A 23,627-nucleotide genomic window follows, 5' to 3' on the forward strand; every position below is an offset into this window, starting at 1 on the left:
CTCAGACCTCCTGCTCGGAGCCGAAATGGCCGAAGCCGAGCGGGGCCTGCTTCAGGCCTGTGACGAAGAGCAGCATCTTCTCGAGTGCGAACAGGGCGATCAGGGCGCCACCCGCGGCGATCGGGACATAGTCCCAGCCGCGCGAGATGCCGATGATCGGCATGCGGTCGCTCCAGGTGCCCATGGCGAGCTGGGTGCCGTAGACCAGCATGGCGAGGCCGAAGGCGCAGACCAGCCCCTCGCCGATCAGGACCAGCGCTGCCCGCATGGGCGGCGGCGACATGATCAGCCCGACTTCGAAGCCGAGATGGTCGCTCTCGCGCACGCCGACGGCGGCGCCGAGCAGGATGAACCAGGACATCAGGAAGAGCGAGCCGGCCTCGACCCAGATCGGCGTGTCGTTGAGGACGTAGCGGCCGAACACCCCCCAGGCCACCATGGCCGTCATCAGGACGAGGCCGGTGCCGGCGGCGACGAGCGAGTACAGGCTGAGCTTGGCGCCGAGGCGCGTCAGAAGCGCGGTGAAGGCGTGCATGGGATGTCCAGATGATGTCTGCCGATTGCTTATGCTCAGCCCGCATCCTCAGGAGCCGCGAAGCGACGTCTCAGGATGGGGGCCTCCTCGATAAAAAACGGGGCAGCCCGGAGGCCGCCCCGCCATTCAGCTCACTTCACCGCCTGGATCGCGGCGACCATGTCCTTGAGCTTGGGATCGGTGACGAACTTGTCGTAGACCGGCTTCATCGCGTCGATGAAGGGCTGCTTCTCGACGCTGTTCACCTGGGCGCCGCCGGCCTTGACCTTGGCTTCGGAAGCCTTTTCGCGAGCGTCCCAGAGCTCGCGCATCTTGGCGACGGATTCCTTGGCGGCCGTCTTGATCAGCGCCTGGTCGGCGGCGTTGAACTTGTCGAAGGAGCGCTTCGACATCACGAGCACCTCCGGCGAGAGCGAGTGCTCGGTCTGCGAATAGAATTTCGAGACCTCGAAATGCCGGGTCGATTCATAGGACGGCCAGTTGTTCTCGGCGCCGTCGATAACGCCGGTCTGGAGCGCCGAATAGACCTCGCCGAAGGGCATCGGCGTCGCATTGGCGCCGAGCGCCGAGACGAGGGCGACGAACATGTCCGACTGCTGGACGCGGATCTTCATGCCCTTCATGTCGGCGGGCGTGTTGATCGCCTTCTTGGAATTATAGAAGGAGCGCGAGCCGGAATCGTAGAAGGCGAGGCCGATCAGGTCGTGCTTCTCGAAATCCTTCAGGAGATTGTCGCCGATCGGCCCGTCCATCACCTTCCGCATATGGTCGACCGAACGGAAGATGAAGGGCAGCGAAGGCACATTGGTCGCCGGGATCAGATTGTTGAACGGCGCCATGTTGATGCGGTTCATGTCGATGACGCCGAAACGCGTCTGGTCGATCGTGTCCTTCTCCTGGCCGAGCTGGGCCGAGTGGAAGACGTTGATCTTGATACGGCCCTGGGTGCGCTCGTCGAGCAGCTTGCCCATGTGGCGGACGGCCTCGACCGTCGGGTAATCTGTCGGATGGATGTCGGTGGAGCGCAGGGTGACGTTCTGTGCCTGAGCCGACAGGCTGAAGCTGGTGATGAAGGCCGCGCCCGCAAGCGCGGCGAAATACCGTCTCGTGATCATGTTGAAGTCCCTCCCGTTGAAACCTGCCGGATTTTCCGGTCGTTTTTGCCCGTGGCGAGCGCCATGGCCGCAGAGGGCCGGCGCGGCGATGTCTAGAGAAATTCCTCCCGCATCGGCGTGAAGGAATCGACGAGCTGCCCGGCCTCGATGGCGACGACGCCATGGACGAGGTTCGCCGGCACGAAGAAGCTGTCGCCGGCGGAAAGTCGGCTGGTCTCACCATCGATGGTGACGTCGAAGACGCCGCTCTCGACGAAGCAGGCCTGGCGGTGCGGGTGCTGATGCGGCTTGCCGACCGCGCCCTTCTCGAAGGCGACGCGCACCACCATCAGATCCGGCCCATAGCCCATGATCTTGCGCTTGATGCCGGGATCGGTCGCCTCCCAGGCGATATCCGCATCATGCTGGAAAAAGGCGTCGAGACGGTCGGTCATCGTGCCAGCCAGCCTCCGTCGACAGGAAGGATCGCGCCGTGGATGTAGGAAGCGGCGTCGCTCGCCAGGAACACCGCCGCGCCGCCGATATCCGAGGGCTTGCCCCAGCGCCCGGCCGGGATGCGGCCGAGGATCGCGGCGTTGCGCTCGGGATCGGCACGCAGCGCTTGCGTGTTGTTGCTCTCGACATAGCCGGGCGCGATCGCGTTGACGTTGATGCCGTGCTGTGCCCATTCGCAGGCGAGGAGCCGCGTCAGCCCCGCGAGGCCGCTCTTGCTCGCCGTATAGGAGGCGACGCGGATGCCGCCCTGGAAGGAGAGCAGCGAGGCGATGTTGACGATGCGCCCGCTGCGACCGGCCGCGAGCGCCGCCTTGGCGAAGGCCTGGGCCAGGAAGAAATTGGCCTTGAGATTGAGGTTCATCACCTCGTCCCAGTCGCTCTCGCTGAAGTCGAGCGCGTCCGCCCGGCGGATGATGCCGGCATTGTTGACGAGGATGTCGAGCGGGCCGGCGAGCGCCCCGGCCTCGTCGATGACGCGGCTTGCGGTGCCGTTCTGCTGGAGATCGGCCTGGAGCGGCAGGCAGGTTCCGCCGGCATCGGCGATCAGTGTCTGCGTTTCGGCCATGCTCGATCGGCCCGCTGCGATCACGGTCGCGCCGGCCTGCGCCAGCGCCAGGGCGATGCCCTGGCCGATGCCGGTATTGGCGCCTGTGACCAGCGCCCGGCGGCCTTCCAGCGAGAAGGGCGAGCGCGTCGGCATCAGCGCAGGGTCTCCACCGGGGCAGCGTCCATGTCGGTGAACTCGACATTGTCGCCGGCCATCGCCCAGACGAAGGCGTAGTTCGAGGTGCCGCAGCCGCAATGGATCGACCAGTTCGGCGAGATCACCGCCTGCTCGTTGGCGACGAGGATGTGGCGGGTCTGCTGCGGCTCGCCCATGAAGTGGAAGACGCGATGGGCGGGATCGAGGTTGAAGTAGAGATAAGCCTCCATCCGCCGCGTATGGGTGTGGCAGGGCATGGAGTTCCAGACCGAGCCCGGCTCCAGCGCCGTCATGCCCATCACCAGCTGGTTGGTGCCGGTCGAGTTCGGCATGATGTATTGCCGGATGGTGCGCTTGTTCGAGGTCTCCGCCGAGCCGAGATGCAGGGTGTTGGCCTCGTCCTTGCGGATGAGCTGGTGCTTCGCCTCGCGATGCGCCGGGGCGCTGGTCAGGTAGAACTTGGCCGGATCAGCCGGATCGGCGCTGGCGAAGGAGACTGCCCTAGCGCCGAGGCCGACATAGAGCGCGTCGAGGCCCGGCAGGTCGAAGCGCTCGCCGTCGATGTTGACCGCGCCGGCGCCGCCGAGATTGATCACGCCGAGCTCGCGCCGCGCCAGGAAGAAGGGCGTCCCGGTCGGCGCGAACGGGTCGAGCGTCAGGGGCTGGCCGAGCGGCATCGCGCCGCCGACGATCATGCGGTCGTAGTGGCTATAGGTCAGCGCGACCTCGCCTTGCACGAAGATGCGCTCGATCAGGAAATCCTGGCGCAGCGTTTCGGTGTCGTAGCCGCGCACATCGCGCGGATGGGCGGCCTGGCGTTCGTCGATCCTGCTGGTCGCGGCGGTCACAGCTTGTAGGCCTCCTTGGCCAGGCGATAGGCGAGGTCATGGGCGAGTTCCGCCGCCTCGTCCTCGTCGAGCCGGTGCTCGGCGACGAGCTTGGCGAGGTAGTGGCAGTCCATCCGGCGGGCGACGTCGTGGCGCGCCGGGATCGAGAGATAGGCGCGGGTGTCGTCGTTGAAGCCGACGGTGTTGTAGAAGCCGGCCGTCTCGGTGGTGAGCTCGCGGAAGCGCAGCATCGCCTCGGGCGCATCGAGGAACCACCAGCCCGGCCCGAGCTTCAGCGCCGGGTAATGGCCGGCGAGCGGGGCGAGTTCGCGCGAATACACGGTCTCGTCGAGGGTGAAGGCGATGACGGTGAAGCCGGGTTCGTTGCCGACCGCGTCGAGCAGCGGCTTCAGCGCCGAGACATAGTCCAGCCCGCGCGGGATGTCGCAGCCCATGTCGCGGCCGAACTGCTCGAACAGATGCGGGTTGTGGTTGCGGTAGGAGCCGGGATGGATCTGCAGGACGAGCCCGTCATCGAGGCTCATCTTGGCCATCTCGGTCAGCATCTGGCCGCGGAACAGGTCGGCATCCTCGGCCGAGAACTTGCCCTTCAGGATCTTGGCGAAGAGCTTCTCGCATTCGGCCTGGGTGAGGTTGGCGGTGCGGGCCGTGGCGTGGCCATGGTCTGAGGAGGTCGCCCCGCGCGCGATGAAATAGGCGCGGCGCTTGCGGTGGGCCTCGAGATAGCCGTTCCAGCTCGTGACATCCTCGCCGGTCAGCTCGCCGAACTGCTCGAGATTGCCCTTGAATCCCTCGAATTCGGGATCGACGACGCTGTCGGGGCGATAGGCGGTGACGACCTTGCCGCCCCAGCCGGACGCCTTGATCATGTCGTGCCATTTCAGCGGGTCGAGCGCGCCTTCGGTGGTCGCGATCGCCTCGATGTTGAAGCGCTCGAACAAAGCGCGCGGGCGGAGCTCGTCCTGCTCCAGCTGCTCGGCGATGCGGTCATAGATCTTGTCGGCATTGTCGGCGCTGAGCCGCTCGCGGATGCCGAAGATCGTATTGGCGGCATGCTCGAACCAGAGCCGGGTCGGCGTGCCCCTGAACAGGTGCCAGTTGCTGGCGAAGAGCTTCCAGATCTTGCGCGGATCGCTCTCGACCTCGCCGCCATCCTTGCGGGCGATGCCGAGCTGTTCGAGCTTGATGCCCTGGGAATAGAGCATGCGGAAGATGTAGTGGTCGGGCTTGACGAACAGCGTCGCCGGATCGGGAAACGGCTTGTCCTCGGCGAACCAGCGCGGGTCGGTGTGGCCATGCGGCGAGATGATCGGCAGGTCGCGAATGCCGGCATAGAGGCGGCGCGCAATGCCGCGCGTCACCGGTTCGGCAGGCAGAAGACGATCGTCGTGCAGCAGCATCGCTGGCGTTTCCTCTTATGGCCGTGACCATAGGCACGGCGCTGTATCATGGTCAATATACTAATATACTAGTACGTCAAACGGAGTCGTGTTAGTCGATGTCAACGACAGGCGCCGACTCGCGTCATGTCCTATTCGGGAGGCGACAATCATGGCCGGGGCGAGGCGATGTCGGAAGCCGTGAGTGGTCGCGAGGCCGGTGCGGGCCGGCGCGAGCGGCGGCCGCAGCGCATGGCCGCCGTTCCCGCGGGGCGAGCGACCGCCGCCGCGATGGTGCAGGACGAGCTCCGGCGCGAGATCCTCGACATGGAGCTGCGGCCGGGTGCGCCGCTCTCGGAGAAGGATCTGACCGCCCGTTTCGGGATGAGCCGCACGCCGGTGCGCGAGGCGCTGATCCGGCTGAAGGAGGAAGGCCTCGTCGAGATCTTCCCGCAGGCCGGCACTTTCGTCGCGCGCATCCCGGTCGGTGCGATCCCGGAGGCGGTGTTCATTCGCCAGGCGCTGGAATGCGCCACGGTCGAACTGCTGGCGGAGCATGCGAGCGCCGAGGACATCGCCCGGCTGGATGCGACGATTGCCCGCCAGCACGAGGCCTTCGACAGCGGTGACCAGGAGAGCTTCCACCGCGCCGACGAGGCCTTTCACGAGGCGCTGGCGCAGGGCGCCGGCTATCCCGGCGTCTGGAAGCTCGCCCAGGCGGCCAAGAGCCAGATCGACCGCTGCCGGCGCATGACCCTGCCGGTGCCCGGGCGCATGGAGATGGTGATCCGCGAGCACCTCGCCATCGTCGACGAGGTCCGGCGCCATGACGCGCCGGCCGCGATCGCGGCGATGCGCCAGCATCTCGGCACGCTGCTGCCTGATCTCGTCCATCTGCAGGCGAGCAATCCGGATTATTTCGTCTAGAAACCTCCGCGAGCCCTCATCCTGAGGAGCCGCGAAAGCGGCGTCTCGAAGGATGCTCCAGATGACTCCGGCGCCTTATGGGCCATCCTTCGAGATGCGGCCTTGCGGCCGCTCCTCAGGATGAGGGCTGATAGGTAACCCCGCTCTTGCCTCCCGCTTCGTTCCCGCGCCATCTTGCGCCGCCAAATCAGGGAGGCGGACGATGACGACGCGGCGCGATCTTCTGGCGGGGGCGGGTGCCGCCGCGCTCGCCACCCAGTTTCCGCTGCAGGCCTTCGCGCAGGTGAAGGACAGCGTCGTGATCGGCATGACGCTCGAGCCGCCGACGCTCGATCCGACATCGGGCGCGGCGCAGGCGATCCGCGAGGTCGGGCTGCAGAACATCTTCGAGGGCCTCGTCGCCATGGACCGCACCGGCAAGATCGTGCCGGCGCTGGCCGAAAGCTGGACGGTCTCGGCGGACGGGCTGACCTATACCTTCAAGCTGCGGCCCAATGCCCGTTTCCATGACGGCACGCCGTTCTCCGCACGCGACGTGAAGTTCTCGTTCGAGCGTGCGGTGGCGCCCGATTCGACCAATGCGCAGCGCTGGATCTTCACGCCGATCGCCGCGATTGAAGCGCCGGACCCGGTGACGGTTACGATCACGCTGAAGCAGCCGACTGCGAATTTCGTTTACGGCCTCGCCTGGGGCGACGCGATCATCGTCTCGCCGGCGACGGCGGCGGACAACAAGACCAGGCCGGTCGGCACCGGGCCGTTCAAATTCGCGCGCTGGAACCGCGGCGACCGGCTCGAATTCGAACGCAATGTCGAGTATTGGGGGCCGAAGCCGGCGCTCGCCAAAGCGGTGTTCCGCTTCATCGGCGATCCGCAGGCGCAGGTCGCGGCGCTTCGGGCCGGCGACATCGACGCCTTCACCAATCTCTCGGCGCCGGAGGCGATCCCGCAGCTCAAGGCCGACCCCAAGCTCAAGGTTACGCTCGGCAAGACCGAGGGCGAGACCATCCTCGCCATCAACAACGCCAAGGCGCCGTTCAGCGATATCCGGGTGCGCCAGGCGATCTCGCATGTGCTCGACCGCAAGACCATCGCGCTCGGCGTCTACGGCTTCGATCTCGACTATATCGGCAGCCATTTCTCGCCGCTGCACCCGGCCTATGTCGATCTGACCGGCACCTATCCGGTCGACATCGCCAAGGCCAAGAGCCTGCTCGCGGCGGCGGGCTTCCCGAACGGTTTCTCCTGCACGCTGCGCCTGCCGCCGCCGGCCTATGCGCGCCGCGGCGGCGAGATCATCGCGGCCTTGCTGGCGCAGATCGGCATCAACGCCGCGATCGAGCCGCTGGAATTCCCGCAATGGCTGGAGCGGGTGTTCCGGGGGCGGGATTTCGACCTCACGGTGATCGCCCATACCGAGCCGCTCGACATCGGCAACTATGCCCGCGACGACTACTACTTCCAGTACAAGAACCCCGAGTTCAAGGCGCTGATGGCCAGGATCGACACGACGCTCGATGAGGCCGAGCGCAACAGGCTCTATGGCGAGGCGCAGCGCATGCTGGCGCGCGACGCGGTCAACGGCTTCTTGTTCATCCTGCCGAAGCTGACGGTGACCAAGGCTGACCTCGAAGGCATGTGGACGGACTGGCCGCTGCCGCTGACGCCGCTGGCGGAGGTGCGCTGGCGGTAGGTGTTTTTCGATGGCGATCGGGATATCCGCGGGGAACCCCTCTCCCGGATGGGAGAGGGGCAGGGGTGAGGGACCGCCGCTGATCGATAAGTGGAGCGTCGCCGTTGCGCCCTCTGTGGTTAGGGCAGGCCCTCATCCCTGCCCTTCTCCCACACGGGAGAAGGGTTCCCCGCGGCTCTCAGGCCCGTTTCGCGTCGCCTCGTCCGGGCAGAGCCAGCGGAGCGCCCCGTGACCGCCTATCTCCTGCGCCGGCTCCTGGCCCTGGCCGCGACCCTGATCGGCGCTGCGCTGGTGATCTTCCTCGTGCTCGAAATCCTGCCGGGTGATCCGGCGGCGGTGACGCTCGGCCTCAACGCCGCGCCCGAGGCGCTGGCGGCGCTGCGCACCGAGATGGGGCTCGACCGGCCGGCGCCGGTGCGTTTCCTCACCTGGGTTGGCGGGCTCCTCACCGGCGATCTCGGCCTCAGCTACACCTATCGCGTGCCGGTGACGCAACTGATCGGCGAACGCATGGTGGTGACGCTGCCGCTGGCCTCGATGGCGATCCTGCTGGCAATGGCGATCGGCATTCCGCTTGGCGCCGTCGCGGCGGCGCATCACAACCGGCCGGGCGATGCCGCTGTGATGGTCTTCGCGCAGGTGGGTCTCGCCATCCCGAACTTCTGGTTCGGTCTCCTGCTGGTGCTGGTCTTTGCGGTCGGCGCCGGCTGGCTGCCGGCCGGCGGCTTCCCGGGCTGGAGTGCCGGGCTGGTGCCCGCCTTCAAGGCGCTGCTGCTGCCGGCGATCGCGCTCGCCCTGCCGCAGGCGGCGATCCTGGCGCGCGTCACCCGGGCGGCGATGCTGGAGACCATGCAGGAGGATTATGTCCGGACCGCCCGTGCCAAGGGGGTGAGCCGGCGCCGGACCATGCTGCGCCATGTGCTGCGCAATGCGCTGATCCCGGTCGTGACCATTCTCGGGCTGCAGTTCTCGGTGCTGATCGCCGGGGCGATCATCATCGAGAATGTCTTTTCCCTGCCGGGGCTCGGGCGGCTGGTCTTCCAGTCGATCGCCCAGCACGACCTGATCGTGGTCAAGGACCTCGTCATGCTGTTCTGCACGCTGGTCGTGCTGGTCAATTTCCTGGTCGAGCTGCTTTATGGCGTCATCGACCCGCGCCTGCGGTAGGCGGATTGACGCGATGGCGCGACTTTCAATGCCAGCCGAGACCGATGCGGGCGGCGCCGGCCGGGACGAAGGGGCGCGGCTCGGGCACCGGCAGCTCGACCGCCACGATGCGGACAGCCTCGGCGATGTCGTCGGCGAAATCAGGATCGGTGCGCAGCGCCGCCAGCGGGCGCGGCGCGGGGATGGCAAGCCCGTCCGCGACCATCGCCGCCACATGCCGGGTCAGCGCGCGCGTGCCGCGGCGCAGGGCTTCGTCGAGGCTGTCGGCGGAGCAGAGGCAGCCCGGGAAATCCGGGAAGCTGATGCCGAAGACGCCGGCCGACTGGTGAATGAGCGCGATCACGCGCGGCATAGCCTGAACCTCCTCGCGAACGGACGAATGCCCAGCCCATTGGCTTGCCCGAGCATAGCCGAGTTCACCGCGCCGGGGTGGCACTCATGCGGCGGGAGCCGTGCGACATGAGGCCGCCGCCGCTCGTAGTGCCGGGGCGTCCGCGGCGCTGGTGGGCGAGCCCATCCTTCCTTGTCGGTCTTATCCTCGCCGGGCTGGTCGTCGCCGCGGCGCTGATCTCCTATGTCTGGACGCCCTATGATCCCAAGCAGATGGCGATCCTCAAGCGTCTGCGGCAGCCCTCTGCCGAGCACTGGTTCGGCACCGACCAGTTCGGCCGCGACATCTTCTCGATGATCATGGTCGGCGCCCGCAATTCGCTGGCGGTGGGGCTTGGTGCAGTGGGGCTCGGCCTGACCGTCGGCAGCGCGCTCGGCCTGCTCGCGGCGATGCGGCGCGACGGGCTGCTCGACAATCTGATCATGCGCATGGCCGATTTCAGCCACGCCTTCCCGGCGGTGCTCTCGGCGATCATGATCAGCGCAGTCTGGGGACCGGGCATGATGAATGCGGTGATCGCCATCGCGATCTACAGCCTGCCCTATTTCGCGCGGCTGGCACGCGGGGCGGCGCTGCAATGCTGGGCGCTCGACTATGTGCTGGCGGCGCGCGCCGCCGGGCTGAGGGAGATCACCATCACCCGGCTGCACATCCTGCCCAACATTGCCGGCGTGCTGGTGGTGCAGGCGACGATCCAGTTCGCGCTCGCCATCCTCGCCGAGGCCGGTCTGTCCTATCTCGGCCTCGGCACGCAGCCGCCGAACCCGTCCTGGGGGCGGATGCTCAACGAGGCGCAGACCTTCATGGCGGCCCAGCCCTGGCTCGCCATCTTTCCGGGCATGGCGATTGCGCTTTCGGTGCTGGCCTTCAACCTGCTGGGCGACGGCCTGCGCGACGCGGTCGATCCACGCACGCGGCGTTCGCGGGATTGAGGACGATGATCCGGCGTGGAACCTCCTTGTCTTTCCGGGGCAGGCCAAGAGGCCTGAGCATGAAACACCCGAACACGATTTCCCTCCGTCATGGTCGGGCTTGTCCCGGCCATCAACGCCTTCGCTGGCCGAGTGCCGTGTTCAAGACGTGGATGCTCGCCACAAGGGCGAGCATGACGAAATGGAAACCTGTCGTGTTCCTGGGTTTCGGGCTCTTCGCTGGCGCGAAGCCCCGCAATGACTGTCGCGGTTCGTTTGCTTCAACACTGACTGTGGGAATCTCCCGATGATCGAGTTCGCCGATCTCAGCGCCGTCGACATGCTGAACGCCTTTCGCTCGCGCGAGCTCTCGCCGGTCGAGGTCACCGAGGCGGTGATCGCGCGGATCGCGCAATGGGAGCCGTCGCTCAACGCGCTCTATGCCTATGATCCAGAGGGGGCACGCGCCGCCGCCAAGGCGAGCGAGGCGCGCTGGCGCCGGGGCGAGGCGCTGGCGCTCGACGGCGTGCCCTGCACGATCAAGGAGAACATCGCGACGCAGGGTGTACCCGTGCCGCTCGGCACGGCGGCGATGGAACTCGCCCCTGCTGCAGCCGACGCGCCGCCGGCGCAGCGCCTGCGCGAGGCCGGCTGCGTCATCCTGGGCAAGACCACCATGCCCGATTACGGCATGCTCTCCTCGGGCCTGTCGAGCTTCCACAAACTGGCGCGCAACCCGTTCGACCTCTCGAGAAACCCCGGCGGCTCCTCGGCCGGAGCGGGCGCGGCGGGGGCGGCCGGTTACGGCCCCTTGCATGTCGGCACCGATATCGGCGGCTCGATCCGCCTGCCGGCCGGCTGGTGCGGGCTCGTGGGGCTGAAGCCGAGCTTCGGCCGGGTGCCGATCGACCCGACCTATTACGGCCGTGTCGCCGGGCCGATGACGCGCACCGTCACCGATGCGGCCCTGATGATGCGCGAGCTTTCGAAACCGGACGAGCGCGACCCGATGAGCCTGCCGCCGCAGGAGATCGCCTGGCTCGATCTCGAGCGCGAGCCGCGCGGGCTAAAGGTCGGGCTGCAGCTGGAAGCCGGTATCGGCCTGCCGGTCGAGCCGGAGGTAAGGGCTGCGATCGTTCGGGCGGCCGAGGCCTTTCGCCAGGCTGGCGCGATCGTGGAGACAATGCCGCCTTTCCTGACGCAGGATATGCTCGACGGGCTCGACGATTTCTGGCGCCAGCGCGCCTGGGCCGAGATCGGCGGCTTGCCAAAGGAGAGACGAGACAAGGTGCTGCCCTACATCTACGCCTGGGCAGAGCGCGGCAGTGTCCTCAGCGGCGCGCAGGTGCATCGCGGCATGAGCCAGATGCTGGCGATCCGCCATGCGGCGCTGAAGGCGGCCCAGCCCTTCGATTACGTGCTCTCGCCGGTCTCGCCGGTGCCGAGCTTTGCCGCCGAACTCGCTTCGCCGCTCCACGATCCCGAGCGGCCCTTCGAGCACATCGTCTTCACCGTCGCCGCCAACATGTCGGACCAGCCTTCGGTCTCGGTCCATGCCGGCATGACGGCATCGGGCCTGCCGATCGGCCTCCAGATCACCGGGAAACGCTTCGACGATCTCGGCGTGCTGCAGCTGGCGCGGGCCTGGGAACAGCTGCGCGGGCAGGGGCCGGAATGGCCGCGCGCTCCCCAGCATGCGGTTTGATCAGGCCTTTTGCGACTTCTTCCCAGCCGTGTTCAGCGCCACTGCGGCGCGGATCAGCGCAGTAAGTGCCACTTCGTCGATCGTCTCGCCTTCATGAATGTCGATGGCGCGCCTTGTGTTGCCGTCGAGGCTCGCATTGAACAGGCCGGCGGGATCGGGGAGGGAGGCGCCCTTGGCGAAGGTCAGCTTCACCGCGATTTTGTAGGTCTCGCCGGTGCAGAGGATGCCGGCATGCTCCCAGACCGGGACGCCGCGCCATTTCCAGCTCTCGATCACCTGCGGATCGGCCTGCCGGATGATGGCGCGGACTTTTGCCAGCGCCGCACCGCGCCAGTCGGTCAGTTCCGCGATCCGGGCATCGATCAACGCGGAGGCGGAGGCGACATCGCCGGGCTTGTCGTTCTCCTGCTGCATCGACCGATCTCCTTGTCGCGCTTCACATCTTCTCGCCCGGCAAGGCGGCTGCCTGCTTTACCCAGGCGGTGAACTGGGCCTCGTCGAGTTCGTCTTGCTCGTAGATATCGAGATAGCGCACCTCCTTCTGCTTGGAGGGGCCGGGCGGCAGCGGGTCGAGCGAAGCGCCGCGGAAGAAGGAGATTTTCACGTATTTCGCGAAACAGTGCAGGCCGAGGAAAAAGCTCTGTTCGTCGGCGCCGTAGAGCGGCGAGTTCCATTTCACCGCCTTCCTGACGCCGGGGACAGCGGCACTGATCAGCGCATCGAGCCGGGTGCCGAGACCGCTCTTCCAGCCCGGCATGGCGGCGATATAGGCCTGGATCGGCGCCTCGCCATAGCCTTTGGCGATCTGCGGATTGCCGCCCGAAAGGAGCACGGGCTGCGCGTCTTCGGCTTTCGGCTTCGTAGCCGCCTTCGAACTCTTGCCGGCCATAGCTTCGCTCCTAGCCTTCCGCCCGCCGTCCTTGCCGCCGACCGGCAGCATAGGGCAGCACGAACATGTAGAGCCCGGAGACCATCATCAGGAAAAGCGGCAGCAGCGGGGAATAGACGATCCAGGCCGGCGGCTCGCCCAGCGCCATGGCGACGAAGTTGGCGATGACGGTCGCGGTGAAGATGATCGACAGCCAGCGATGGGCCAGCCGAATGGAGCCGTTCAAGGTCAACGAAGCCTCCTTCCTGAAACCGGAGTGGGGCGACATGGCTATTCGGCTTTTGCGAGCAGCTCTTCGAGCTTGTCGAAGAAGCGCGGCCAGCCGCTCCTTGCGCCGCCATAGGCCAGCTTCTGGTCCGGCCGGAAGCCGACCTGTTCCATGCGCAGCAGCGTGCCCTTAGGGGTCGGAGAGAGCGTGAAGGTGACCACGCTCTTCAGGCTGAAGGCCGCCTCCTCATGGGCGAGGTCCCAGCTGTAGGACAGCGTGCGGTTCGGCTCGATGGCGAGGACTTCGCAATCGAGCACGCCACCCCAGTCGCCATGCAGCTTGAAGCGGTGGCCGAGGCTCGGCACGAAATCGTTCCGCATCAGCCATTCCGCGATCAGATGCGGCTGGGTCAGGGCGCGCCAGAGTTTCTCCGGTGGATGGGCGATCTCGCGCTCGACGATGACTGAGCGCGTCTGCGGGGTGGTGGTGCTCACTGGTCCATCCTGTCGAGCAAATTTTCGAGGTCGTCGAAGCGTGCTTCCCAGAAGCCGATCATCTGGCTGGTCCAGTCGATCATGGGGCTGAGCGCCCCGATCTGGGGGCTGTAATGGGTCTGGCGACCTTCCTGGCGGTCGCGCACCAGGCCGGCCTGTTTCAGCACGCCAAGGTGCTTTGACACGGCCGGCTGCGAGACCCCGGCCTGGGCCGTCAGGGCGCCGACGGTCTGTTCGCCGTCGCGGCAGAGGCGTTCGAAGATCGCCCGCCGGGTCGGGTCGGCGAGCGTCCTGAACAGGATGTCGTGAGCAACCGGTGTCATGATATATAACTCATTGGCTATGATTTAATTCATAACCATAGAGATATGAATTGGTCAAGCGCATGCGTCGACGGTGCAGGGCGGAGGCGCGTCGCGGGTGCTGGACCGCATCGTGGCGGTCCAGCACGATGCGCTGGAAAACGCGGGGGCGACGGCGCTGCCGGCGCCGCGCTGCGGTCCGCCTTCTGGGGAACCTCACCATGGATCTGAAGCTCAGCGGCAAGCGTGCCCTCGTTACCGGGGGCAGCAAAGGGATCGGTCGTGCGATTGCGCGGCAATTGGCGCTGGAAGGCGTCGATGTCGTCATCGCCGCCCGCAATCGGGCGGAGCTCGACGCTGCCGCGGCCGAACTGGCGCGGGAGAGCGGGCGCAAGATCGTCGGGCTCGCCGTCGACACGCAGCTCGATGCCTCGGTGAAGGCGCTCGTCGCCGGCACGGTCGCGGCGCTCGGCGGGCTCGACATCCTGGTCAATGCCGCGGCGCGGCCGGCGAGCCAGGCGGCGCCGCCCAAGCTCGCCGAGATCACCGACGCGCTGTTCTGGGACGACGTCAACGTCAAGGTGATGGGCTATCTGCGCACGGCCCGCGAGGCGGCGCCGATCATGGCCGCCAATGGCTGGGGCAGGATCATCAATATCAGCGGCCTCAATGCGCGGATGACCGGCTCGGCCATCGGCTCGATCCGCAATGTCGCCGTGGCGGCGCTGACCAAGAACCTCGCCGACGAGCTCGGCCCGAAGGGGATCAATGTCACCGTGGTGCATCCCGGCGTGACGCGCACCGAGAAGACGGCGGGCATGTTCGCGGCGCGGGCCGCCGATGCCGGCGTCGATGCGGCCGAGATGGAGCGCCGCGCGGCCGCCAATGTCTCGATCGGCCGCCTGGTCGACGCGGCGGAGATCGCCGACCTCGTCGCCTTCCTGGCCTCGCCGCGCAGCGTCGCGGTGAATGGCGACGCCATCGCCGCCGGCGGCGGCACGCGGGGGGCGATCCACTACTGAGCGGCCGCATCCCGGCCCGTCAGCTCCTCAGGATGAGCGGTGAGGGGAGGCGAACGGCCTTCAGAACAGCGCGGTCGGCGCGAGCTCGGCCAGCACCATCAGGCCAAGGCCGAGCAGGCCGAGGGCGCCGCCGGTCCAGGCCAGCATGGCGACGCCGGTGATGATCGCCGCCGAGGAGATCACGATGGCGATCTGGAGCAGGCCGGAGACGATGTCGTATTTGTCGTCGCGGGCGCTGGAGATGTCGCGCCGGGCTTCCGCCGCCTTGGCGCGGGCGATCAGCTCCTTGCGGCCTTCCTGGGTTTCGGGTTCGGTGTCGTAGCGGGCGATGGTCGCCTTCCAGCCATCGATGCGTTTCTGCAACCGCTCGCGGGTGGCCGGCTCGGTCGTGCCGGCGAGCTCGACCTCCATCGCCTCGGCGGCGGTGCGCAAGGTGGTGCCGCGAATGGTCTTGGCCTGGAAGAAGGCCCAGAGATTGGAGGCCTCGATGTTCCTGGCGAGCGCATCCTGCTCGGCGTTCTTGCCGCCGATCTCGGCGAAGGCCAGCATCAGCGCGAGGATCGCGATCAGCAGGGCGATGCGCTTGTTGACCCTGCTCCCGGTCGTGCTCTCCTCGGTGACGTCTTGGGTAGCTGAAGCCATGGACCTGATTCCCCGGGGACCGCGCAGCGCAGATCAGCTGGTTGCGGCGCGGAATCAAGCGGGATTTCCGTAGGGTCAGGCGTTATCAACGGGCGCGGGGGTGGGCGGCGTCATAGGCGGCGAGCAGCCGGCTGGAATCGATGCGGGTGTAGACCTGCGTCGTCGAGAGCGAGGCGTGGCCGAGCAGTTCCTGGATTGCGCGCAGATCGCCGCCGCGGCCGAGCAGATGCGTGGCGAAAGAGTGGCGCAGCGCATGCGGGGTTGCGCTGCCGGGCAGGCCGAGCGAGCCGCGCAGGCCTTCGACCGCGAGCTGGATGATGCGCGGCGAGAGCGGCCCGCCCTTGACCCCGACGAAGAGTGGCCCGTCCGGCTCGAGCCGCCAGGGGCATTGCGCGAGATACTGCGCAACGGCGTCGACGACGACCGGCAGCACCGGCACCATTCTGGTCTTGCCGCCCTTGCCGAGTACGGTCAGGGCGTCGCCGGTGCTCGCCGGGGCTTGGGCGCGCTTCAGGCCGAGGGCCTCGGAAATGCGCAGGCCGCTGCCATAGAGCAGCGAGAGCACGGCGGCGTCGCGCGCCAGCACCCAGTCGGGCCGGTCCTCGCCGATGCGGGAATCCGCCTTGGTGACGGCGGCGGCTGCCCTCGCATCGAGCGGGCGCGGCAGGCCCTTGCCGAGGCGCGGGCCGCGCGTCGCGGCGAAAGCGGCGGCGCTGAGCCGGCCGTCGCGTTCGCCGAAGCGGGCGAGCGAACGCAGGGCCGCGAGCTGGCGCATCAAGGTGCGGTTGCCGGCACCGTCGCGGCGGCGCTGGCCGAGAAAGGCGCGCAGATCGGCGGGCTTCAGCGCCGCGGCGGCCTTGAGGTCGGGCGAAGCACCGAGATGTTCATCGAGGAAGGCGCGGAACTGGTTGAGATCGCGGCCATAGGCTTCGAGCGTCTTCGGCGAAAGCCGGCGCTCATGCCCGAGATGGGCGAGCCAGTCGCGCTGCAAGGTGTCGAAATCGCTCATGCCTTCGGTTCACATCTCGCTGTCATCCCGGGCGACCGCAGGGAGACCCGGGATCCATGCCGGAACGGTTCAGGCATGGATCCCGGATCGGCGCTGCGGAGCCTGTCCTTGGGCCGGCCAAAGGCCGGGCCAGAGGGCGGCTTGTCCGGGATGACAGATCCGGGCCTGTCACTCCGCTTCGATGATGCGCGGCTGAGCCTTAACAAGCGCTATGCGTGGGCTTCGCCGGGCCGGAGTATCGCGAGTTTCCTCAGCCCTCATCCTGAGGAGCCATTCCGCAGGGAATGGCGTCTCGACGGATGTTCGGGAGGCGCGGGAGACATCTGGAACATCCTTCGAGACGCTGCTGCGCAGCTCCTCAGGATGAGGGGAGGCATTCCAGATCGGCTTCCCGCAGCCTCTTCATAACCAGGAGCGATGGCCGCCATCGTGTTTGCCGGCATTCCCGCGGCCTGCGACCGCTGCTATGAGCCAGAGCGGAGATTGTTCAGGGGTGACCATTTTGAACGCGATCGACAGCCAGGGCCTGAGCTTTCCCTTTCCCGAACCGCCGGCTCCGGGGCAGGTGATCGAGGTCGCGCCCGGCGTGCTCTGGGCCCGCATCGCGCTGCCTTTCCGGCTCGACCACGTCAACATCTACCTGATCGAGGACGGTGACGGCTGGGCGGTGATCGATACCGGCATCGGCGATGCCGCGACCAAGGCCGCCTGGCTCGCCTTGACCTCCGGCCCGCTCGCCGGAAGGCGCCTGACGCGGCTCTTCGTGACGCATTACCATCCGGACCATATCGGCCTCGCCGGCTGGCTTCACGAGCAGTTCGATACCCCGCTCCTGACCAGCCAGACCAGCTATCTCGGCTGCCTCAACATCTCGCTGAGCCCGGGCGCCTCCGAGGCACCGGTCTACAAGGATTTCTACCTGCGCCATGGTCTCGACGCGCAGGTCACCGAAGTCGTCTCGACGCTGGGCCACGGCTATCTGCGCATGGTGACGCCGCTGCCGCCGACCTTCACCCGCGTCGTCGCCGGCGATGTGCTGAGGATCGGCGGGCGCGATTTCTCGGTGCTGGCGGGCGACGGGCATGCGCCGGAGCAGTTGATGTTCCATTGCGCCGAGGCCGGCATCTTCCTCGCCGCCGACCAGGTCCTGGCCAAGATCACGCCGAACATCAGCGTCTGGGCGGTCGACCCCGAGGGCGATCCGCTCGGGCTCTATCTGCGCTCGCTACGCGCCATCGCGGCGGCGATCCCGCCGGAGACGCTGGTCCTGCCCGGGCATCAATTGCCGTTCCGTGGCCTGCAGGCACGCTGCGCCGAGCTCGCAGAGCATCATGGCGAACGCTGCCGGCTGATCGAGGAAGCCGTGGCGCACGGGCCGCATTCGGTCGCCGCGCTCGTGCCGGTGATGTTCACGCGCCCGCTCGATCCGCACCAGCTCAGCTTCGCCTTCAGCGAGGTCTTCGCCCATGTGAATGCGATGCTGCGGCTGGGCGAGCTGCGCTGGGCGGCGCCGAAGGACGGCATCATGCGGGTCGAGCCCGGTCGCTGAGCCATCTCCGGCTGCGGCCGTTCGGGCAAAAACATTAAGTATGATGGCCGAAGCTTGACCGCTGACGGTTGGTCACTACGTGGAATTAGGATTTTCTCGCCATTGATGCACGCCAATGGAGGCGTGATTTCGGTGGGTACTGACGCTGTTGGACCGTCGGAGGCGCGGAATGCCGCGAAAACGACGGGAAAAAACAGAGCCATGGCGATTCCGGCGATCATCCGGGCGATGCGACCGCATCACTGGCTCAAGAACGGCCTCGTCTTCGTCCCGATCCTGCTCAATCACGACGTCTTCGACGTCCACGCCGTCGCCTATGGCGCAATCGCCTTCATCTCGTTCTCGCTGCTGGCCTCCTCGATCTACCTCCTGAACGACATCGTCGACGTCGAGGCCGACCGGCGCCACCCGACCAAGTGCAAGCGCCCGCTCGCAGCCGGCGAGATCACCAAGGCGCAGGCCTATGCGATGGTGCCAGGCCTGATGATCGTGGCCTTCGGGCTCGCCTGGTTCCTGCCGCGCCCGGATCTCTATCTTTTAGCGCTCGGCGCCTATCTCGTGCTGGCGCTGACCTATCTGTTCTTCCTCAAGCGCAAGCTGCTCGTCGATGTGCTCGGCCTCGCGGCGTTGCACACGCTGCGCATCCTTGCCGGCAATGCGGCGGCTGCTATCCCGCTCTCGTCCTGGCTGCTCGCCTTCTCGATGTTCCTTTTCCTCAGCCTGGCGCTGGTGAAGCGCTATGCCGAATTGCGCATCACCCAGGACCAGTCCGGGTTGAAGAAGGCCGGGCGTGGCTATCATGCCGAGGATGTCGAGGCGCTCTCCCAGCTCGGCATGGCCTCGGGCTGCACCTGTGCGCTGATCATGGCGCTCTATGTCGACAGTGCCGCGGTCAAGGAGCTCTACCGCTATCCGCAGCTGATCTGGCTGATCTGCCCGATCGTGCTCTACCAGATGGCGCGGATCTGGTTCATGGCCCGGCGCGGCCAGATGCCGGACGATCCGCTGGTGTTCATGATCCGTGACTGGCGCAGCCAGCTGATGGGGGCGGTCGTCGTCGTCATCATGGTCGCCGCCTCGGTCCTGCCGTGAGCCGAAAAGCTGTGGAGCTGCGTTCCTGGGGCGGCTTGCGCGCCCGGGGCTCGGTGCTTGTCGAGCCGGGGGACTGGCTCGCCGCTCCGGCCGCACAGGAAGGCCAGGTACTGGCTTATGGCAATGGCCGCTCCTATGGCGATTCCTGCCTGAACGATGGTGGCGGGCTGATCGCGGCGCGCCGGCTCGGGCAGATCCTCTCCTTCGACACGACGAGCGGCGTCATGGTCTGCGAGGCCGGCGTCCTGCTCGACGAGGTGTTGGAGCGCGCAGTGCCCCTCGGCTGGTTCCCGCCGGTGACGCCGGGCACCTGCTTCGTCACCATCGGCGGGGCGCTCGCCAACGACGTCCACGGCAAGAACCACCACCGCGCCGGAACCTTCGGCCGGCATGTGCTGTCCTTCGAACTTGCCCGCTCGGACGGGGCGCGCCTGACCTGCTCGCCGGCCGAGCACGCCGACCTTTTCGCCGCGACCATCGGCGGCATGGGGCTGACCGGCCTCGTCACGCAGGTGACGCTGCAATTGATGAGGGTCGAATCCGGCGAGATGCTGCAGGAGGCGATCCGTTTCGAGGGGCTGGAGCGCTTCTTCGAGATCGCGGCGGAATCGGATGCGACGCATGACTACACCGTCGCCTGGATCGATTCAGCTGCCGGCGGCCGGAGCTTCGGGCGCGGGGTGTTCTTCCGGGCCAATCATGCTCCGGCCTCTTCGGCGCCGCCGCCCAAGGCTGCGCGGACACTGCCTTTCCCGATCACGCCGCCGGTCTCGCTGATCAACCGGCTGACGCTCAGCGCCTTCAATGCGCTGTACCTCGCCGCCCAGCCGAAGACGGCAGAGTCCCGGCGCATTCCCTACCGGCCGTTCTTCTACCCGCTCGACCGGGTGAGCAACTGGAACCGGGCCTATGGGCCGAAGGGGCTGCGCCAGTTCCAGTGCGCCGTGCCGATGGCCGATGCCCGCGCCGCCGTCGAGGCGATGCTGCGCCGGACGCTCGACGCCGGCGAGAGCTCATTCCTGACGGTGCTGAAGCTGTTCGGCGACGTGCCGTCGCCGGGGATGATGTCGTTTCCGGTCGCCGGGGCGACGCTGACGCTCGACTTTCCGCATCGCGGCGAGCGTACCTTGCGATTGCTCGACGAGCTCGACCGCATCGCGATCTCGGCCGGCGGGCGTGTCAACCCTTACAAGGATGCGCGCATGTCGCCGGCCACTTTTGCAGCGTCCTTCCCGCACTGGCGGGATTTCGCCCGCCATATCGATCCCGGCTTTTCCTCCGGGTTCTGGCGGCGGGTGACCGAGGGCGTCTGAGTCAGGCCGGGGTCTTCTCCGGCGTGGCGGCCGGCTGCTCGACCGTCAGCACGGTCAGGGTGTGCTGGCGCCCGTCGCGCGCCGTCCAGGCGATGGACTGGCCGGCCGCGAGCCCGATCAGGGCGGTGCCGATCGGGGTCAGGATCGAGATCCGGCCCTGCTCGATATCGGCCTCTCCGGGGAAGACGAGCTGGACGCGGCGCTGCTGGGCCGTGTCGGAGCTGAACTCGACGATCGAGCCCATGCGCACGACATCGGCCGGCATCTGCTTGGGGCTGACGACCTTGGCGCGGTCCATTTCGTTCAGCAGTTCCTCGGCGACCTCGGGAATGCGCTCGAGGGCGGCGGTAGCGAGACCGGTCAGGCGCTCGAGATCGCTTTCCGTGACGACGATCTTGGGCTTGCGGGGCGGCTTCTGGGTCATGATGACGCGAATGTCCTGTGGTGGCGCATGCCGACGCGCGGCGCTGCTTCGAAAAACGTGAATGTGGAGGTTGCGCCTGTAAGATCGTGCTGCGGACAGCGTAGACAGCACCCCTGAACTCGGGGCGCGTAAGGCCGAGTCCGGGGCTAAACGTCCGCGATCGGGAGGATCCGGAGAACGGTGCTGCGCAGCGTGGTCATGCCTATAAAGTTGGTTTGTTCCGAGGTTCTGTCAAGCCTCGCTTGGGGATGAGACGGCGCACGGCAAAAAGGGCCGGCTTTCGCCGGCCCTCAGGCATCCGGGAGATGTCGTCGCAGCGTCTCAGCCCTTGCTGACGGCGACCTTGCGCAGATAGTCGGTGACGATCCGGGTGATGCCACGCGAGAGCAGGTCGTCGAGTGCCGTGATGAACTGGTCGCACTGCTCGCGGGTGACGATCAACGGCGGTTCGAGCCGGATGACGTTGCGGTTGTACTCGGTGAAGGCGACGAGCACGTCGTAATCCTTCAGCAGCAGCGCCCCGATGAAGCCGCAGAGCGAGCCCTTCAGCTTGTCGTCGAGCAGCGCGACCATGTGCTTCAGCCCGAAGGGCATGGTCTCGCTGATGTCCTGGAACTCGACGCCGATCATCAGCCCGCGGCCGCGAATCTCCTTGAGCAGGCTGGGGTGCTTGGCGCGCAGCTCGTTCAACCTTGCGAGCAGATAATCGCCCTGGCGCTGCGCATTGCCCATGAGGTCTTCCTCATAGAGCACGTTGAGCCCCTCGATCGCGCTGATGCAGGCCTCGCCCATGCCGCCGAACGTGGCCTGGGCGTGGATCAGCGCAGCCTTCGGCTTGCCATAGGCCTTCATGTAGATCTCGCGGCGGGCGATCATCGCGCCGACCGCGGCCTTGGAGCCGCCGAGCGCCTTGGCGAGGGCGGTCACGTCCGGCACGACGCCGTCACGCTCGAAGGCGAAGAACTGGCCGGTGCGGCCGAGCCCGCACTGGACCTCGTCGGCGACCCAGAGCACGCCATGCTTGTCGCAGAGCGCACGCAGCTCGCGCCAGAAGCCGAGAGGCGCCTCGACGATGCCGCCGCCGCCCTGGATCGTCTCCATCACGACGATGCCGATCGCCGGATCGCTCTCCAGTGCCAGCCGCACCGCCTCGATATCGCCGAAGGGCACCTTGACCCGGTTGTCGACGAGCTTGAACTGCGACTGGTAGAGGTTGGAGTCGGTGACCGAGAGCACGCCCTTGGTCTTGCCGTGGAAGGAGTTTGCGGCGTGCAGGATCTTCGATCTGCCGGGCCCCTGAGCCTGTTCGGCGACCTTCAGCGCCGCTTCCATCGCCTCGGAGCCGGTCGAGCCGAGGAAGACCATGTCGAGATCGCCGGGCGCGATCTGGGCGAGGTTGTGGGCGAGCGCCGAAGCATATTGCGACATGAACGCCATGCAGATCTCATGGCGATTCTCGGCCTGGAACTTCTGCCGGGCCGCGATGATGCGCGGATGGTTGTGGCCGAAGGCGACCGAGCAGAAGCCGCCGAAGAAATCGAGGATCTTGCGGCCGTCCCTGGTGATGTAGTGCATGCCCTCGGCGCGATCGACGATGATCTTGTCGAAGCCGAGCAGCTTCAGGAAATGCACCTGGCCGGGATTGATATGGCTGGTGAAGAGGTCCTTCACCTGGGTGGCGCCGAGCTGCTTGGCGGCCTCGACGCTGATCAGCTTCGGGCGGGCGGGAGTGGCGGGGGCCATGTCGTCCTCGTTCCGGTAAGCGGGCATGCTCATGCTGCGAGGCTCCTTTCGGCCTTGGTCCCTGCGGTCTTTGCTTTGCGGTATTCGGTGTAGGCGGCGAGCAGCATGTCCTCGTCGCGGTATCTGGGCGTCCAGCCGAGCTCGCGCTTGGCCTTGCTGGTGTCGAGGATGCAGACCTCGTTGGCGATCTTGTACTGCTCCGGGTCCATGATCGGCAGGTTGACCGCGTCCAGCGTGTCGAGCGCGAACTTGACCAGAGGCGCCGGGGTCGGCAGCAGGATCGATTTCGAGCCGGCATGCCTGATCAGGTCGCCGAGCAGCTTCTTCACCGGCGGCGGATCATCCGAGCCGAGATTATAGGCGCTGTTGGGGAAGTCCGCCTTCCAGGCCGCGATGCAGGCGCTGGCGCAGTCGAAGACCGAGATGAACTGATAGGGGTTGGTGCCTGCGCCGATCATCGGCACCGGCAGGTTGAGGTCGATCAGCCGGAAGAGCTTGACCAGGATGCCGAGCCGGCCCGGCCCGATGATCAGGCGCGGCCGGAAGATCGGGATCTGGAAGCCCCGGTCGCGATAGCCCTGGGCGAGCTTCTCGGTGGCGAGCTTGCTCTCGCCATATTCGCCGAGCGGGTTCGCCGGATGGGTCTCGTCTTGCGGCACGGTCACGGCATGGCCGTAGATCATGTCGGTGGTGAAGTGGACGAGCTTGCGGGCGCCGTTCTTCTCCATCCATTTCAGGATGTTCTCGGTGCCATGATAGTTCACCGGCCAGAAGAAATCGTGGCGTTCCTTGCGGGTCACGATCGGCGACAGCATCTTGGCCGAGAGGTTGTAGACGAGGTCGTCCGCAGTCAGCGCGATGCTCTCGACGCTGCCGGCGTCGGTGACGTCGATCTTCTGGAACGGCACCTTGTCGTAATGGGCGTGGCCGCTCTTGTGGATGTCGCAGACGAGGACCTCCTCGCCCATGGCGGCGAGGTCGGCGGCCAGATGCGAGCCGACGAAGCCGTCGCCGCCGATGATGATGTGTTTCATGTCCGGGGAGCCGCTGGTTCGAAGATCAAGGGCTGCA

At 66.9% G+C, this 23,627-nt stretch carries 26 protein-coding genes; 9 read left to right on the top strand and 17 right to left on the bottom strand.

The annotated features are described in order from the left end of the window. Position 1: 1 nt before the first annotated feature. The 6 genes from AC3RCC_RS06130 to uxaC all read right to left on the bottom strand — a co-directional run bounded on the left by AC3RCC_RS06130 (position 2) and on the right by uxaC (position 5,096). On the bottom strand, positions 2-535 hold the full coding sequence (locus AC3RCC_RS06130; RefSeq protein ID WP_291640965.1) for a TRAP transporter small permease: 534 nt from the start codon (positions 533-535) through the stop codon (positions 2-4). Positions 536-666: 131 nt separating this feature from the next. Next, positions 667-1,650 (bottom strand): TRAP transporter substrate-binding protein, encoded by a 984-nt coding sequence (locus AC3RCC_RS06135; RefSeq protein WP_291640963.1) that lies wholly within the window; start codon positions 1,648-1,650, stop codon positions 667-669. A 92-nt stretch (positions 1,651-1,742) separates the two neighbouring features. Next, the gene (locus AC3RCC_RS06140) at positions 1,743-2,084 is read right to left on the bottom strand and encodes a cupin domain-containing protein (protein WP_291640961.1); all 342 of its coding nucleotides are present in this window, start codon (positions 2,082-2,084) and stop codon (positions 1,743-1,745) included. Continuing rightward, on the bottom strand, positions 2,081-2,845 hold the full coding sequence (gene kduD, locus AC3RCC_RS06145; RefSeq protein WP_492257919.1) for a 2-dehydro-3-deoxy-D-gluconate 5-dehydrogenase KduD: 765 nt from the start codon (positions 2,843-2,845) through the stop codon (positions 2,081-2,083). Before kduD ends, AC3RCC_RS06140 begins: the two co-directional genes overlap by 4 nt. Further along, complete coding sequence (kduI, locus tag AC3RCC_RS06150) at positions 2,845-3,696, bottom strand: 5-dehydro-4-deoxy-D-glucuronate isomerase (RefSeq protein WP_492257920.1); 852 nt, start codon at positions 3,694-3,696, stop codon at positions 2,845-2,847. The genes kduD and kduI overlap by 1 nt, the downstream gene beginning before the upstream one ends. Further along, entirely contained in the window at positions 3,693-5,096 is a 1,404-nt protein-coding gene (gene uxaC / locus AC3RCC_RS06155) for a glucuronate isomerase (protein WP_492257921.1), read from the bottom strand. The genes kduI and uxaC overlap by 4 nt, the downstream gene beginning before the upstream one ends. Before the next feature lie 126 nt (positions 5,097-5,222). Between uxaC and AC3RCC_RS06160 the strand changes: the two genes are divergently transcribed. The 3 genes from AC3RCC_RS06160 (at position 5,223) to AC3RCC_RS06170 (ending at position 8,862) form a co-directional block, all read left to right on the top strand. Continuing rightward, on the top strand, positions 5,223-6,002 hold the full coding sequence (locus tag AC3RCC_RS06160) for a GntR family transcriptional regulator (RefSeq protein WP_492257922.1): 780 nt from the start codon (positions 5,223-5,225) through the stop codon (positions 6,000-6,002). Between the two features lie 307 nt (positions 6,003-6,309). Continuing rightward, positions 6,310-7,695 carry an ABC transporter substrate-binding protein gene (locus AC3RCC_RS06165; RefSeq protein WP_492258755.1) on the top strand — a complete coding sequence of 462 codons (1,386 nt, stop codon included), beginning with the start codon at positions 6,310-6,312 and terminating at the stop codon, positions 7,693-7,695. 228 nt (positions 7,696-7,923) lie between these two features. Further along, positions 7,924-8,862, top strand: a complete 939-nt coding sequence (locus AC3RCC_RS06170) for an ABC transporter permease (protein ID WP_492257923.1) — start codon at positions 7,924-7,926, stop codon at positions 8,860-8,862. A 25-nt stretch (positions 8,863-8,887) separates the two neighbouring features. Here AC3RCC_RS06170 and AC3RCC_RS06175 read toward each other — a convergent pair whose 3' ends face one another. Beyond that, complete coding sequence (locus AC3RCC_RS06175) at positions 8,888-9,214, bottom strand: type II toxin-antitoxin system HicB family antitoxin (protein WP_492257924.1); 327 nt, start codon at positions 9,212-9,214, stop codon at positions 8,888-8,890. A 107-nt stretch (positions 9,215-9,321) separates the two neighbouring features. Between AC3RCC_RS06175 and AC3RCC_RS06180 the strand changes: the two genes are divergently transcribed. Next, positions 9,322-10,185, top strand: coding sequence for an ABC transporter permease (locus AC3RCC_RS06180; RefSeq protein WP_492257925.1), 864 nt, complete (start codon positions 9,322-9,324; stop codon positions 10,183-10,185). A 286-nt stretch (positions 10,186-10,471) separates the two neighbouring features. Then, positions 10,472-11,869, top strand: coding sequence for an amidase (locus tag AC3RCC_RS06185; RefSeq protein WP_492257926.1), 1,398 nt, complete (start codon positions 10,472-10,474; stop codon positions 11,867-11,869). On the opposite strand, the gene AC3RCC_RS06190 is transcribed toward AC3RCC_RS06185, so the two are convergent. From AC3RCC_RS06190 to AC3RCC_RS06210, 5 genes are read right to left on the bottom strand one after another with little or no spacing between them, the layout of a single operon-like run. After that, positions 11,870-12,283, bottom strand: coding sequence for a DUF1801 domain-containing protein (locus AC3RCC_RS06190; protein ID WP_291640944.1), 414 nt, complete (start codon positions 12,281-12,283; stop codon positions 11,870-11,872). Positions 12,284-12,305: 22 nt separating this feature from the next. Then, on the bottom strand, positions 12,306-12,758 hold the full coding sequence (locus AC3RCC_RS06195; RefSeq protein ID WP_492257927.1) for a DUF1801 domain-containing protein: 453 nt from the start codon (positions 12,756-12,758) through the stop codon (positions 12,306-12,308). A gap of 10 nt (positions 12,759-12,768) precedes the next feature. Then, positions 12,769-13,026, bottom strand: a complete 258-nt coding sequence (locus AC3RCC_RS06200) for a hypothetical protein (RefSeq protein WP_452117159.1) — start codon at positions 13,024-13,026, stop codon at positions 12,769-12,771. 2 nt (positions 13,027-13,028) lie between these two features. Beyond that, positions 13,029-13,460: an SRPBCC family protein gene (locus AC3RCC_RS06205; protein ID WP_291640938.1), complete on the bottom strand. Its 432-nt coding sequence runs from the start codon at positions 13,458-13,460 to the stop codon at positions 13,029-13,031. Then, positions 13,457-13,783 carry an ArsR/SmtB family transcription factor gene (locus tag AC3RCC_RS06210; protein WP_291640936.1) on the bottom strand — a complete coding sequence of 109 codons (327 nt, stop codon included), beginning with the start codon at positions 13,781-13,783 and terminating at the stop codon, positions 13,457-13,459. The genes AC3RCC_RS06205 and AC3RCC_RS06210 overlap by 4 nt, the downstream gene beginning before the upstream one ends. Positions 13,784-13,983: 200 nt before the next feature. On the opposite strand from AC3RCC_RS06210, the gene AC3RCC_RS06215 reads away from it, so the two are divergent. Continuing rightward, entirely contained in the window at positions 13,984-14,784 is an 801-nt protein-coding gene (locus AC3RCC_RS06215) for an SDR family NAD(P)-dependent oxidoreductase (RefSeq protein WP_492257928.1), read from the top strand. Positions 14,785-14,844: 60 nt separating this feature from the next. Here the strand turns inward: AC3RCC_RS06215 and AC3RCC_RS06220 are convergent, their stop codons facing one another. Then, entirely contained in the window at positions 14,845-15,426 is a 582-nt protein-coding gene (locus tag AC3RCC_RS06220; protein WP_492257929.1) for a DUF4337 domain-containing protein, read from the bottom strand. Between the two features lie 85 nt (positions 15,427-15,511). Continuing rightward, positions 15,512-16,435, bottom strand: a complete 924-nt coding sequence (locus tag AC3RCC_RS06225) for a tyrosine recombinase XerC (RefSeq protein ID WP_492257930.1) — start codon at positions 16,433-16,435, stop codon at positions 15,512-15,514. A 493-nt stretch (positions 16,436-16,928) separates the two neighbouring features. On the opposite strand from AC3RCC_RS06225, the gene AC3RCC_RS06230 reads away from it, so the two are divergent. The 3 genes from AC3RCC_RS06230 (at position 16,929) to AC3RCC_RS06240 (ending at position 20,389) form a co-directional block, all read left to right on the top strand. Continuing rightward, positions 16,929-17,984 carry an MBL fold metallo-hydrolase gene (locus AC3RCC_RS06230; protein ID WP_492257931.1) on the top strand — a complete coding sequence of 352 codons (1,056 nt, stop codon included), beginning with the start codon at positions 16,929-16,931 and terminating at the stop codon, positions 17,982-17,984. 105 nt (positions 17,985-18,089) lie between these two features. Next, entirely contained in the window at positions 18,090-19,076 is a 987-nt protein-coding gene (locus AC3RCC_RS06235) for a UbiA family prenyltransferase (RefSeq protein ID WP_492257932.1), read from the top strand. 11 nt (positions 19,077-19,087) lie between these two features. Beyond that, positions 19,088-20,389, top strand: coding sequence for an FAD-binding oxidoreductase (locus AC3RCC_RS06240; protein WP_492257933.1), 1,302 nt, complete (start codon positions 19,088-19,090; stop codon positions 20,387-20,389). A 1-nt stretch (position 20,390) separates the two neighbouring features. Here the strand turns inward: AC3RCC_RS06240 and rnk are convergent, their stop codons facing one another. The 3 genes from rnk to AC3RCC_RS06255 form a co-directional block, all read right to left on the bottom strand. Beyond that, positions 20,391-20,813: a nucleoside diphosphate kinase regulator gene (gene rnk, locus AC3RCC_RS06245; protein ID WP_291640920.1), complete on the bottom strand. Its 423-nt coding sequence runs from the start codon at positions 20,811-20,813 to the stop codon at positions 20,391-20,393. A gap of 321 nt (positions 20,814-21,134) precedes the next feature. Next, complete coding sequence (locus AC3RCC_RS06250) at positions 21,135-22,589, bottom strand: aspartate aminotransferase family protein (protein ID WP_492257934.1); 1,455 nt, start codon at positions 22,587-22,589, stop codon at positions 21,135-21,137. Beyond that, complete coding sequence (locus AC3RCC_RS06255) at positions 22,586-23,590, bottom strand: NAD-dependent epimerase/dehydratase family protein (protein ID WP_291640915.1); 1,005 nt, start codon at positions 23,588-23,590, stop codon at positions 22,586-22,588. The genes AC3RCC_RS06250 and AC3RCC_RS06255 overlap by 4 nt, the downstream gene beginning before the upstream one ends. Positions 23,591-23,627 lie beyond the last annotated feature (37 nt).

It is taken from the genome of Allobosea sp. GW823-FHT01F03 (assembly GCF_058798075.1).

Bases quoted from the DNA above. Each gene is read 5' to 3' on its own strand.
- AC3RCC_RS06130 (WP_291640965.1), bottom strand. From the start codon at position 535: ATGCACGCCTTCACCGCGCTTCTGACGCGCCTCGGCGCCAAGCTCAGC.
- AC3RCC_RS06135 (WP_291640963.1), bottom strand. From the start codon at position 1,650: ATGATCACGAGACGGTATTTCGCCGCGCTTGCGGGCGCGGCCTTCATC.
- AC3RCC_RS06140 (WP_291640961.1), bottom strand. From the start codon at position 2,084: ATGACCGACCGTCTCGACGCCTTTTTCCAGCATGATGCGGATATCGCC.
- kduD (WP_492257919.1), bottom strand. From the start codon at position 2,845: ATGCCGACGCGCTCGCCCTTCTCGCTGGAAGGCCGCCGGGCGCTGGTC.
- uxaC (WP_492257921.1), bottom strand. From the start codon at position 5,096: ATGCTGCTGCACGACGATCGTCTTCTGCCTGCCGAACCGGTGACGCGC.
- AC3RCC_RS06160 (WP_492257922.1), top strand. From the start codon at position 5,223: ATGTCCTATTCGGGAGGCGACAATCATGGCCGGGGCGAGGCGATGTCG.
- AC3RCC_RS06165 (WP_492258755.1), top strand. From the start codon at position 6,310: ATGACGCTCGAGCCGCCGACGCTCGATCCGACATCGGGCGCGGCGCAG.
- AC3RCC_RS06175 (WP_492257924.1), bottom strand. From the start codon at position 9,214: ATGCCGCGCGTGATCGCGCTCATTCACCAGTCGGCCGGCGTCTTCGGC.
- AC3RCC_RS06180 (WP_492257925.1), top strand. From the start codon at position 9,322: ATGAGGCCGCCGCCGCTCGTAGTGCCGGGGCGTCCGCGGCGCTGGTGG.
- AC3RCC_RS06185 (WP_492257926.1), top strand. From the start codon at position 10,472: ATGATCGAGTTCGCCGATCTCAGCGCCGTCGACATGCTGAACGCCTTT.
- AC3RCC_RS06190 (WP_291640944.1), bottom strand. From the start codon at position 12,283: ATGCAGCAGGAGAACGACAAGCCCGGCGATGTCGCCTCCGCCTCCGCG.
- AC3RCC_RS06195 (WP_492257927.1), bottom strand. From the start codon at position 12,758: ATGGCCGGCAAGAGTTCGAAGGCGGCTACGAAGCCGAAAGCCGAAGAC.
- AC3RCC_RS06200 (WP_452117159.1), bottom strand. From the start codon at position 13,026: ATGTCGCCCCACTCCGGTTTCAGGAAGGAGGCTTCGTTGACCTTGAAC.
- AC3RCC_RS06210 (WP_291640936.1), bottom strand. From the start codon at position 13,783: ATGACACCGGTTGCTCACGACATCCTGTTCAGGACGCTCGCCGACCCG.
- AC3RCC_RS06215 (WP_492257928.1), top strand. From the start codon at position 13,984: ATGGATCTGAAGCTCAGCGGCAAGCGTGCCCTCGTTACCGGGGGCAGC.
- AC3RCC_RS06220 (WP_492257929.1), bottom strand. From the start codon at position 15,426: ATGGCTTCAGCTACCCAAGACGTCACCGAGGAGAGCACGACCGGGAGC.
- AC3RCC_RS06225 (WP_492257930.1), bottom strand. From the start codon at position 16,435: ATGAGCGATTTCGACACCTTGCAGCGCGACTGGCTCGCCCATCTCGGG.
- AC3RCC_RS06235 (WP_492257932.1), top strand. From the start codon at position 18,090: ATGCACGCCAATGGAGGCGTGATTTCGGTGGGTACTGACGCTGTTGGA.
- rnk (WP_291640920.1), bottom strand. From the start codon at position 20,813: ATGACCCAGAAGCCGCCCCGCAAGCCCAAGATCGTCGTCACGGAAAGC.
- AC3RCC_RS06250 (WP_492257934.1), bottom strand. From the start codon at position 22,589: ATGAGCATGCCCGCTTACCGGAACGAGGACGACATGGCCCCCGCCACT.
- AC3RCC_RS06255 (WP_291640915.1), bottom strand. From the start codon at position 23,590: ATGAAACACATCATCATCGGCGGCGACGGCTTCGTCGGCTCGCATCTG.